The organism is Flavobacterium sp. WC2409, assembly GCF_041200085.1.
In the GTDB taxonomy this organism is placed as follows: Bacteria; Bacteroidota; Bacteroidia; order Flavobacteriales; family Flavobacteriaceae; genus Flavobacterium.
On the sequence record NZ_CP165625.1, the window covers coordinates 2,847,045 to 2,860,219 of the forward strand.

7 protein-coding genes are annotated in these 13,175 nt (G+C 32.3%); all 7 read right to left on the reverse strand.

Annotated elements, in window-relative coordinates; all coding sequences use genetic code 11:
• Positions 1–1,176 (reverse strand): glycoside hydrolase 100 family protein, encoded by a 1,176-nt coding sequence (locus tag AB3G34_RS12310; protein WP_369752599.1) that lies wholly within the window; start codon positions 1,174–1,176, stop codon positions 1–3.
• A complete protein-coding gene (locus tag AB3G34_RS12315) occupies positions 1,169–2,473 on the reverse strand; it encodes an MFS transporter (protein WP_367772167.1) in 1,305 nt (434 codons plus the stop codon). Before AB3G34_RS12315 ends, AB3G34_RS12310 begins: the two co-directional genes overlap by 8 nt.
• Before the next feature lie 164 nt (positions 2,474–2,637).
• Positions 2,638–3,549: a hypothetical protein gene (locus AB3G34_RS12320; RefSeq protein ID WP_369752600.1), complete on the reverse strand. Its 912-nt coding sequence runs from the start codon at positions 3,547–3,549 to the stop codon at positions 2,638–2,640.
• A 1-nt stretch (position 3,550) separates the two neighbouring features.
• Positions 3,551–4,876 carry a vanadium-dependent haloperoxidase gene (locus AB3G34_RS12325; RefSeq protein WP_367772171.1) on the reverse strand — a complete coding sequence of 442 codons (1,326 nt, stop codon included), beginning with the start codon at positions 4,874–4,876 and terminating at the stop codon, positions 3,551–3,553.
• Between the two features lie 35 nt (positions 4,877–4,911).
• Entirely contained in the window at positions 4,912–8,169 is a 3,258-nt protein-coding gene (locus AB3G34_RS12330) for a VCBS repeat-containing protein (RefSeq protein WP_369752601.1), read from the reverse strand.
• Positions 8,162–11,479: an FG-GAP-like repeat-containing protein gene (locus AB3G34_RS12335; protein ID WP_369752602.1), complete on the reverse strand. Its 3,318-nt coding sequence runs from the start codon at positions 11,477–11,479 to the stop codon at positions 8,162–8,164. The genes AB3G34_RS12330 and AB3G34_RS12335 overlap by 8 nt, the downstream gene beginning before the upstream one ends.
• A gap of 166 nt (positions 11,480–11,645) precedes the next feature.
• Positions 11,646–13,166, reverse strand: coding sequence for a RagB/SusD family nutrient uptake outer membrane protein (locus tag AB3G34_RS12340; protein WP_369752603.1), 1,521 nt, complete (start codon positions 13,164–13,166; stop codon positions 11,646–11,648).
• Between the last annotated feature and the right edge of the window lie 9 nt (positions 13,167–13,175).

Genomic DNA, 13,175 nt, shown 5'->3' on the forward strand with positions numbered 1-13,175 from the left:
TTAAACTAAAAATTTAAAATTTGTATTTATACTTTGATGCAACATTACTGTTGCGGCGCCACTCCATGCACAAAATGGAACTCCGTTTGGCTTTTGAGTTTCACTATTGAAATTTTCATAAAAACTATAATCCTCCACTTTGTTCACTGCATTTATAGCCTCTAATATTTCTAATGCTTCGCTACTTTTGTTTTTAGATTGTAATGCTAATCCATAAAACCCATTGACCATAGACCAACTACCTCCATTATGAAATTCATTTGGATAATTTCTAAATTCATATTTGCAATTGTTCTTCAAAAGATTCCAATCAATATCACTTTCCTCTATTGGAGGCCAAAAGGCGGGCAACAATTGTAGAGGTCTTTCCTTTTTCAGTTCAATTGAATACTCTAAAATAGAATGCTGAAAATTTTCTGATCCAATATTTAAGTATAGCGCCAATGAGTTAGCAAAAGCATCAAACTGGGTTTTGTAACCCGCTGGTGAAAAAGAGCAAGGCATAAATTTGTTAATATTTATTTCGTTGTATGCTCTTTCATGGTATTTCTCTCCAACTGAATTTGGAGTAAAATTAATTTCAATCTGTTCCGTTATTTCTTCTATTTTTTCTGTAATTGACTCCTTCTTTGCAAAATGATTGTAACTTCTTAATGCCCAAATTCGGAGCAATTGATCATATAAAACATAGCCATCCGTTATATATTCATCAGCCCAATTTCCAGAAAGCGGGACATACAACAGCCCTTTATTATTAAACTCCCAAGCCTCAAGAAGTTGCAAGCATTTTTGAATGTTTTGTTCGTATTTTATTACGAAAGAAGGATCCTTTTTATAAAAAGCATATTGACAAATTCCAATAACAAACCAAGTAACTGCATCCACTCTTCCTGCTAATCCACCATAACTAACTTCTACATCGGCTCCATTTGTCATTACATTTGAAGGGATTGTTCCGTTATAATGTTGATTTTCAGCCAATGTGTCTAATGTTTTACGAAAGGTTTCTATCAAATCATTATCCCCAGATGCTAAAGCGGCCAATCCACAAATTACTCCATCACGAGCCCAAACTCTTTTGTAATTAGAAATATCCTGAGCACTCGCTAAAAACCCCTCAGATGACGAAGCTTTATGCAACAATTCCATTGCCTTTTTGTAATTTAAATCATTCACTTAATTCCACTTTTTTTGTTTTAATAAATAAGGTACATATCGCACTAATAACCAATAGTACTCCTGCAAATGTGATCGCTAATCTAGGATCATTGTTTAAAAAATGTTTTAAAATATACCCGAAAGTAATCGTTTGGATAAACATAGGAATAACAATCATCATGTTAATGATTCCCATATAAACCCCATAACGTTCTTTAGGAATATTGTTCACCACCATTAAATAAGGGATTCCCATCATACTTGCCCAACCGATTCCAAAACCAGTTATAGCCGGGAATAATAAATATTTATTTTCAATATGCGGAAATATTAAAAATCCTATTGCTGCTAATACTAAACATGAAAAATGCACCATTTTTGGCGAATATTTCTTTGCAAAATAGACCAATCCAAAAGCGCATAAAAAAGTAACGACATTATACCATCCATTTACTAAGCCAGTCCAACTAACAGCCTCTCCATATAATTTCATGTCTTTTTGAGGAGTAGTATGCCAAACAGAAAGAGCAATACTTTTTGATGAATTTTGCCAATAACAAAATAAGGCATACCATTGAAACAAATACACCAAAGCCAATTGCCACATTACTTTTGGCATGTCTTTTATTGCTGAAAATATATCCACAAATGGAGTAAAAACATGTAAGGGTTCCTCTTTAATTTTTTTTAATTCTTCTTCAGTAGGCGGAATTTCTTTAGTAGTATGTGAACTCCACCAAACGGATCCAATCGAACAAACTGCACCAAGAAAAAAGGAAGCAAATACCCAAGTGGGTAGTTTCCCTGTTGTTCCAATAAAAATTAATGGGAAAATAAATAGTGAAACGTTTGCCAAAGTTTGCCCAAAACCTGTAAAAAAACTTTGAGCTTGAAATCCTGTAGGCTGTTGATCAGTATCTAGTGTATCAGCAATGAAAGCTCTATAAGGTTCCATAGCTGTATTATTACCTACATCTAATATCCAAAGTAACCCTGCGGCCATCCATAACGAACTACTAAAAGGAAACATAAATAAAGCGATACTACATATCAAAGCTCCAATAAAAAAGTATGGCTTTCTTCTTCCTCCTAATTTTGGAGACCATGTTTTGTCACTCATTGCACCTATAATTGGCTGAATCAACAACCCTGTTAGTGGACCAGCAAGATTAAGCAATGGTAATTGATCAGGACTTGCGCCCAAAAAATCATAAATGGGATTAACGGCGCTTTGTTGTAATCCAAAACTATATTGAATTCCGAAAAACCCAACATTCATATTAATTATCTGCCAAAAACTAAGCTTTAATTTCATTGCACTTCTTTATAAATTAATTATTTCGTAAATTTTTTAGATATTTTATTTAAAATTAATTTTTAAATCGACAATTTATTGCATTATAAAAATAAAAACGTTTTCGGAAGTACCGAAAACGTTTTCGAATTCTTAAAATAAACTTAAATTATAACTTTGTAGTTTTACTCAAATGGGATAACAATTTTAGTTTCCCAAGATAGTTCATCCCCTCCGTTGAAAGGGTTAGCAAGGAAGTGTTCAAGAGGTTTATTAACTAATTTATAATTATGGGCTTTAGCATAATCCAACAAAGCAAACCAAGCTCTATCTGACGTTCTGAAATTGCCATAATAAGTGGCTTCTAGACCTTTTACTGCTTTTATCGTTTTAAATTTTACAATCCCATTATTGATCATTTTTACATCCTTATCAATAGGGAAGCAATAATTAAAATCAAGTTGCTCTTTGTCAAGATCCCAATTTTCAATTTCTAAATAGGGCCTTCCTATAATTTTAATTTTACTTTGTTCCAAAAAACCAGTAATAGCAGCATCATTCATTATCATGGTTTGTGCCTTTTCCTGCAGTACACTTTTTAAACTGATATAGGCCACAAAAGTTTCTTCAGATTGTCCTAACCCATCAATTTTAACTTTAAAATTTTCTAAATGCTTATTTAAACCATTTCTAAAATCAGTAATCTTTTTAATTTGTTCTTTTTTAAAGCTAGTATTATAAAAGGGCGCTGTCAATCTATTGTATATGCTATTCTTTTGCTCCTTTATACCTACATTCACCATAGTAATAGAATCATTTATGGAATTAAAATCCCAAGTATATTCCATTTTAGTACTATCTTTTGTCATTTCTTGCTTAAGAAAACCAAAGTTTTTCTTTTCAACAAGAACAAAATTTTCTTTATCAGTAGTCATACGTGTCTTTGACCACTCTTGAACTCCTTGAAAAACAGTACCAGTCGCAGTTTTAATTTTAAATGAAATACAATAGTCACTTTCTTTAATAAATAGATACCAGATTAAGAAAAGAGAGAAAACAAAACTAAAAACTAATATTATTATTTTCTTTGTTTTCATTTTACTTCTTCATTTTTAATTTATCAACTATAAAATCGGCTATTTCCTTTCCTTGAACTATCCCGTTTTCAATTGCTGCTCTATAATGAATCCCTCCATAAAAACGACTCATAGCCGCTTCTTTTGATGCTTCATTAAACGATTTAAATGTCCTATTTGGCAAACCAAATTGTAATTCTGAATCATCTACAAAAGAGAAATTATCACCGAAAATAGAAGTCAAGATATTTGAAGACACTGTAGAAACAACTGAATGCCCACTTGTATATTCAGGAAATGGAGGAGTTTGTAAAGCGGGTTTCCAGTTTTCATCAATTTTTTGATTAATTACAGTTTCTGGACGTATTACATTACTTCTGAATTTTTCATCCCAACAACTTATAAAAGCTTCAAACATCCCGATTGAGGTTTCTGTATAAGCGAATACCGTTTTCTCAAAATTAGCTTTCGATGTTTTACATGCAATTTTTGTAATCCCCATCCAGTGTGCACCTGGAGTAATTTTCTTTTTAGCAAACATCATGTGCCCTTGACTCACTGATACATACGGGTTACAGTCCCAAAATTGAGCCATTTTTACCTCGTTGCACGTATCTCCCATTTTTTTCATCTTCAAACTGATATCATAAACTTCTTGTACTTCTTTGAAAAAAGGAGAGTTTTTATCTAATGAAAAAGGAAGAGCTGGAATGGGTTTAAATTGTGAAGCTGAATCTAAAACCAGAGTTCTAATCTCAGCCCAATGAGGCTCAATTGCGTCCATATATGCTGGAGGTGTAGGCTGCCATCTACCAGCAACATTAGGAAGTACAGAAAACTTAGACATTGTACGCGTTTCCTTGTAATTATCCTTATCCATCCATTTTTTTATACGAGCAGCCACTTTTAGCCCGTATTCTTTAGAAACTTCAAATTCCTTTTCATTTTCTTTACTCCATTTTTGGTACAAACTATCTCTGAATTTTTCCACTAATTCTTCAGAAAAAACCAATTGTTTACTAACATCCATATGGGCAACTAAAGCTGCAACTTCTATATTCACTCCGCTTTTAGGATCCAATTTTGGAATAGAATCTAGGCCTTTCAATTGATTTTGAAGACTTCCGTAGGTCTTACTGTTTTGAGCAATTATCTCGTATGCTGCAATATTTGGATATACAAAAATCCTACTAGCAACTGGTGGCGAAAAAATATCATGAACCATAATTTGGGTCACATTTTCAACAGCAGCACTATATTCATCTGGAGTTACTATAATCGATTTTTCTTTTTTACAAGAAACAAAAAGGAGACTTAACGAAGCGATTATAAAAAATTTAGTTTTCATTTTAATCTGTTTTTTAATATTTATTTTAGAATGAATTATTGAGCCATTGGTATTTCGAATACCTCAGCTTTATTATTATTAACAGTTACTAATAGGTACTTTTTACCATTAAATTTTATAATATCTAAATGTCTAACTGCCTTCTGTGACAAATCAATACCTATTTTACTCCCTAATATTATTTCCTTTTGGTTCTTAATTAAAGCACCAGAAAATCCATCAAATCTACTATGATAAGGAGCTACCCCAAAATAATTTCCAGCTGCAAATACAGATTCTTTTTTAGCAGAATCAAAATTTGATTTTACAAAGCAATTAATTGGTGCCACTTGTAAATCATTTGAAAAAGGTACAAAGATGAATTTACCATTTTGATTTTTCAAATAACCTGATTTCAAATTATCAACCTCAAACAATTTAGCTTTAGAAAGCATTTGCGGACTAAAAACCTCTTCTACCGTTTTTCCTGCAAATGATTTATACGATTTGAATTTCTTTTTTATCATCCCACTGAATTGTTCGGCAAGCTCATCAAGACCTAATGTAGTGTAGTATCTTCCATTTTTTTCAATGGCTACAATTGTTTCAAAAGAGCCATTAGCATCAAAATCATCATAATACATTTTCATTGGAAATTCATCAGAAGCTTTAAACTTGGAATTTAATCCCCAATTCCCAACCATATAGTCTAAATCTCCGTCATTATCAATATCAAACGGAATAATAGCTTGCCATAAACCATTACTTTTTTCTGGAAAAACGGTTGCAGTTACATCCGTAAATTTTCCATTTTTATTCGCAAAAAATGTTGGTTTCATCCACTCTCCTATAACTATAATGTCCACTTTACCGTCTTTATTGAAATCAGTAAAGACAGCGTCTGTAACCATCCCAACTTTAGAAAAAGTATTATTTTCTACTTTAGTAAATACCCCTTTATTATTATTTAGTAAAAAACAATCTGGCATACTTCCAAAACGATTGTTTATTGAACTATTCCCTATAAAAAGATCCAGGTCCCCATCATTATCATAATCAAACATTCTGACAACTGAAGCATTTTGAGCTAATTCCGTCAATGTAGTTTTGGCCAGTTGCTTATTCATAGAAAGATACAAACGATCTTGCAAATTAGAGGCGTTTTCACCACCTCCAGAGACAACAAATAAATCATTTAGTTTGTCATTATTAAAATCACCTATAACCGCAGATGCATCTTCATAAATAGAATCTTTTTCAATTTCAGCAAATGATTTTTTTGAAAACCCATTTGAGTTTTGAATGTAAATACTCGCTTTTTTATCTTTAGAACCTCCAAAGAATATATCTTCTTTACCATCTCCATTCAAATCGCCAATAGCTGTTGCTGGACCACGATCAGAACGTTGGTATGGTATCATCTTTTGTGCTAAGAAATCAATATAATCATTTTCTTGGTGAACAAAATTAATCCCCAAATTAGTTTCGTTCTTTCTAAAAACTGGCGAAACCATAGGATGCAACTTTTGGTAATCAAATACTTTTCTGTTTTTAGCTGCCTTTACAATAAGCGTTTGATTTACTTTTACATTTTTTAATGTTTGATATGTTTTGTCTGGCCAAATCACAACTAAAGAATCTACGATGGTTGTTTTCCCATATCCAAAATGGATCATTGGTTCAGACGAAGATTGAAAACCTCTTGTAGTTTGCAATTCTTTAAATTGTTTTTTGCCTTTTACATATGAAATTACTTTTGCTCCTATTCCAAAGGTGTTTTTCCCTTCAAACTCCAATTTCAATTTTAAATAATTTGAGGCAGTATCCGTTCGATTAATATAAACTGATGCAATGCTATTTAAATTATTTGTGATCACATCAAGATCTCCATCATTATCAATATCAGCATATCCACTACCATTTGAAATTATAGAATCATTTTCAATCCATTGCTTTGATTTATTTTTGAACTGCAAATCTTTAGATCCTTGAAAAACAAAATTGGTCACATTTCCTTTCGGCATTTTTTTCAACGCTTCTTTATCTAGTAATTTTGTAGATGTAATTTTATTTTTTATTTGATCATTTGAGTAATATTTCACATAATCCAAATCATTTGGACGCTTAGGAATTCCGTTACATATAAATATATCTTGTTCACCATCTTGATCATAATCCGCAAAAAGAGCACTCCAACTCCAGTCTGAAGCTGCAACACCATTTAGTAATGCCGTTTCTGTAAAGTTATTTCCAGCATTATTCAATTGCAGCATATTTCGAGTATATTGATAATGATACCCCAATTTTTCAGTTCGCATTTTCAACATCTGAACATTATCATCTCCTAATGAAGATTTTAATACTTTTTCATCCTCAGGAAGCATATCTAAAGTTAAGATATCTGGAAAACCATCATGATTAATGTCGGCTACGTCCACTCCCATAGAAAATCTACTAGTATGTCCAAAATGACTTTTTAAACTTTCCGTAAAAGTTCCATCTCCATTATTCAAGTAATAATAGTCATCTTCATGAAAATCATTCCCTACATAAATATCTGGATAACCATCTAAATTAAAATCTGAAATAGCCAATCCAAGCCCATACCCATTAGCTCCACCAAAAATTCCTGCTTTTTCACTTACATCAACAAATTTTCCATTATCATTTCGAAATAACTTGTCTCCACATTCGTAACTTCTTTTATTTCTAATATCTGAATTTCCAAAAGACTCTTCCGAATGGACTGCGTGATTTAATAAATACATATCTAAATCCCCATCTAAATCATAATCAAAAAAAGCTACTGATGAACTATAATTATCAAGATCCAATCCATATTCTGCAGCACTTTCTGTAAATGTATTGTTCTTATTATTGATAAATAATTCATTATGCCCTTCGAATCCATTGATTCCAACTACTGCACAAACATAAATATCTAGATAACCATCTCCATTTACATCAGCCATCACGGTGCCTGAACTCCAATCACTTTGACCCTCAACTCCCGCTTTTACGGTAATATCTTCAAATTTATTTCCCCCTTTGTTTAAATACAACTTATTCTTACCTTGATTTGAAGTGAAATAAATATCTACTAGTCCATCATTATTTATATCTCCAAGCGCTACTCCACCTCCATTATAATAATAAAGGTAGTCCAGAATTGAAATATTTTTGGATGGGTCTAACTGGTTGTTGAACGTAATATTACTTTTGTCTGAAGCTAGTTTCTCAAATAAATGGTTTTGTTTTTTAGTACAACTTACCACCAAAAAGGAAAATAGTACTATTCGAAAAAAATTATTCATTGCTTTTAAATATTTTTGGTGAGTTGTCGTTAATAACTGCAATAACCGAAACAGAGTTATTTGCATTTTTTATTGATTTTAAATGTTTTACTTCCCCTCTCATGAAGAATCCTGATTTATTATAGGGAACCCAAGAATAGGTTCCGTTTTTATTTCCTAGAAGTAGGCTTCCATAGTTTGAATCCAATCTAGAAAACTGAGGTTTAAATTCATATTGATTTCCACCCAAAAGAATATCTAAAATACCATCTTTATTCACATCCATAGTACAAATTGTATTTACACAAGAGAACTGAACTTCTTTAGGAAGCAATTTTATTTCAAATTGTCCATTCCCTTTATTAATAGCAATTACACTTTCCTGAATCGTAGCCTCTTTTTGTATTGTATTGTCAACAACCTCTTTAGCGAATAATTCTTGAAAAGTCTTTTTAGCATAATCAGCATAACTTAAATTCTTCTTTTTAATCATCGGAATTTGTTTTGCAACATCTTGTTTTAAGTTCAGCGGTAAATCCTTTCCGTCAATAGAACGCGTTGCAATTTGCTCAATTGTTCCATTATTGTCAAAATCATTTACAAATAAACGCATCGGATTTGCCTTTGTAGCCTTGTAATTTGTGTTTGTTCCTTTATTTCCTAAAATCAAATCCTTTTTTCCATCATTATTCAAATCAACACAGGTTACTGCATTCCAAAAACCGGAATATTCTGAAAGATTAGACTTGAATTCAGCCAATCTTCTCCCTGTGTTTCTAAATATTCTTGGAGCCATCCAATCCCCAACAAGGATTAAATCTTTTTTGGAGTCATTATCAATATCTTCCCAAACTGCATCTGTAACCATTCCAACTTCATTCAATTTGAATGCCACTTTATCAGTACTGTTTGTGAAATTTCCTTTTCCATCATTTTCTAATAGTAAATGTTTGGGATTAATTCCATAAACCCCAGGAACAGATCGGCTACCAATAAAAACATCAACATCCCCATCATTGTCAAAATCATAAGCTGCTATAACAGAAACGTTACTGTTAGTTGTAGGAACAACCGTTTTACTTTTGGTAAACATCCCTTTTCCATTATTCAAATACAAACGGTTTTTATAATTCGCCTGATCTGCTTTTTCATTTCCTCCAGAACCAACTAATAAATCCAAATCGCCATCGCCATCTGCATCAAAAAAGCTGGCAGCCGTATCTTCATAATTAGCATCCGAATCTAAATCAACTTGGCTTGTGATAGCAAAATTATCATTTCCTTTATTCAAATATATTTTCCCTGGGGCTCCTTTAGCGCCACCAATATAAAGATCCTCATTCCCATCACCATTAATATCTCCAACCGCTAGTGAAGGTCCTTCTTGAGAAAGTTCTTTTGAGATTAAACCTTCGTAATCAAAATCGATATAATCATTTTCTTTATGTGTAATGAAATTTGATTTCTTTTCTGTAAATAAAGGTTTAGTTTTATCAACTTTAGGAATATAATTTAATTTAGCATCTGCAACATTCAAATTAAGTGTCGTATTATTGACCACTTTATTAATGGTTTGAAATTTACCATTTGGCCAAATTACTTGTAATGAGTCAATTTTTTTAGTTCCAATACCAAAAGTCATTACATAATCTATAGACGATTGAAACCCTCTTGAAGGAATTAATTCTTGTCGTATAATTTCATTTCCAGAAAACAATTCTACAACACTCCCTACACCAAATTTATTCAGATTATCGCCTTTCAACTTCACTTTTACAAAATGATTTTTTTTGTTTTTCTCTGAATTATTTTTATAAACAAAAGCCTCCATATTAACATTATTGACAATCAAATCTAAATCTCCATCATTGTCTAAATCACCATATGCCGCACCATTTGAAAAACTAGGCGTACTTAATCCCCAGTTTTGAGCTTCATTTGTAAAGGTTAAATTTTTATTGTTTTTAAAGGCATAATTAGGAATAGGTGTGCTTGGCATCCTATTTATAATGGTTTCAATTTGTTCTTTTTTACCAGTAACAACCATTTTTTGCATAAATTCATTCGCAAAAAAATCAACAAAATCTTGATTGGTTAAATCATGATAAATACCATTACAAACATAAATATCTTTGTATCCGTCATTATCCATATCAAACATCAAAGCGCCCCAACTCCAATCTGTTTTTGAAACACCCGCATAATTAGCAATTTCCAAAAATTGATTGTTGCCATTATTAATTTGAAGGGTATTTTCCATGTATTGATTGAAAAAATCCAAATTCAATTTTCGAAGATATAAATCGTAATTTTCAAAACTAGTAGTGTTTTTCAATCGCTCATCTCCTTCAGGCAACATATCCGTTACAAATATATCCGCCTTACCATCATTATTAACATCGGCCATGTCAGCACCCATCGAAGATTGACTGATGTGAGAAGCCCATCCTTGAATTTGCTCAGTGAAGGTTCCATTTTTATTATTTATGTATAAGTAATCTCTTTCATAAAAATCATTTGAGATATAAATATCTGGATACAAATCTCCATTTACATCACCTACTGTGACTCCTAAACCAAAACCAATAAGGCTTCCATATATCCCAGATTCCTTACTTACATCAACAAATTTACCATTATCATTACGTAATAATCTGTCTCCACCACCTTTTAGAATGTCGGCAACATCCCAGTCTTTATCCCTTAATTCTCTTTTATTAGAATAATTAAGACTACTTACAGGTATAAAACTATTATTTAAGATATATACATCTAGGTCTCCATCTTTATCATAGTCAAAAAATGCAGCATGGGTTGTTATTCCGGTATCGGCCAAATTATATTGTTCAGCTTTATCTGTAAAAGTACCATTTCCATTATTAATAAAAAGTTCGTTTTTTTGATTATCACCTTTAATACTTCCTGCATTACAAACATAAATATCTAATAATCCATCCCCATTAAGGTCGACCATTACTACACCAGTTGACCAGGATTTAGTCCCTTCAACACCTGCTTTTTTAGATATATCTTCAAATTTGAAATTTCCTTTATTTAAGTATAATTTATTAGCACCCAGATTTGAAGTAAAATAGATATCAGAAAGCCCGTCATTATTGATATCACCAATAGCCACACCACCTCCGTTATAGAAATTTCGGTATTTGAATATATTCATATCCTCCCCATTTTTCACCTCATTAATAAAATTAATACCGGTTTGTGAAGTTTCAAGTTTGGAAAAAAGGGCATTTTTATTATCAGAATTTTCTTGGGAACAATTGACAAAAAGAAGAATAAAAATTGAAAAGAAAATAGAACGATTAAACATATTATACGTAGTATTTGGTTAAGACATTTTGAAAGGAAAGAAAGGTCTAATTTATATAATATTCAGTAAATAAAACAATGAATAGCGTTAAAATTAAAAAAATAAAGAGGGCAATACGATTGCCCTCTTTATAACTAACTCAAAACATAATAATATTTTCTAAAACCTAGTAACCAGGGTTTTGTTTCAAATTTGCGTTAAATAACGCATCTGCTGGAATAGGAAACAAAGCATATCTTTTATCAGATACGTAAGGTTTTAATTCTCTTGCAGCAAGGAATGTTCCAAAACGAATCATATCATTTCTTCTCCATCCTTCTAACCACAATTCTTTACCTCTTTCTTTATATATTCCATCTAGAGTAGTTGGAAAAACTCCAATTTGCCCAGATCTAGAAACGATTGTTGCCAATTTAGCTACATCATTTGTACCAGCACCACCTCTAGCTATTGCTTCTGCTTTCATCATTAAAGCATCAGAATATCTCATGAATACAAAATCATTATTAGGTGCACCAAGATTGGCAGCATCTGGAATGTATTTTTCCATTCTAATACCTGCTGTTTCTAGTGTAGCTCCACTAGTAATCAATGTTATTGCAGATGTATAAAATAAAGGATTTCCATTTCTGTCTTTTAAAGCAACAGTTCCACCCGGTTTATACATTTGACCTATTTGCATCCCAACATTGTTACCAAAATCAGCAATGATTTGTGGATCTGAATTTTTAATACGTCTGTCATTAGGATTAAAGTTATTGTAGTATTCTGCTACAATTGCAAAACCATTCCATCCATCAGGAGTTTGGTTGTAATGCATCCCCATTCTCCAGTGGTATTGGATTCCTCCACCTGCACCACCTTGAACATTTTTAGAAGAAAGCAAAATTTCAGGTGATGTATTGTTTGTTGGTTTAAAGTTATCCCAATAATCTGTAGCTAAAGAACTATTTATTGCATCAACATTTGTAACCACTTTCGTCATATCAGCAGCAGCAAAAGTAAATGGTCCAGAAGCATCTGCTGCTTCAAAAACCCCTTTATTCAAGTACAATTTAGCTAATAAAAAGTGAGCAGCATCAGCATTTGCTAAACTTGCATCTCCAGCTGTTCTTGCAGGCAACGAACCTACAATAGCTTCTAATTCGCTAATTACGAATTCCGTTGCTTCTGTTCTAGTCCATACTTTAGGATCATCAGTTAACGGCGACCCAGCTTCTCTATAAGGAGCTTGTCCAAACAAATCGATTACATTGTAGTAATAAAAAGCTCTTAAGAAACGAGCTTCAGCAATTTGTGAACCTGAACCATTTTCAATAACTAAGTTACAATTGTACACTTGAGACAATAAAGCGTTCCAAGCATTTTTAACCTCATTATGATCAGGAGCCCAAGTGTGCACGTGGATTTGTCTCCAAGTAGCGTTATCATCCCAGTCACCTCCACGTGTTGGTCCAACTAATGCATCAGATGACATTTCGTCCAAAGCAAACATTTGCCCTTGCGTCTCAAAGCCTCTTAAACCCTCATAAGAACTAGTTAAAAGTGAAGCAGCGTTTACTGTTCCTCCACCCGTATTAGAGATAACAACACCATCTAATACTTCTTCATCTAGATTAGTACAACTTACACCTAATACTATCGTACTAGTTAATAAGATGCCTTTTATAATATTAATTCTTTTCATCGTTTTTTA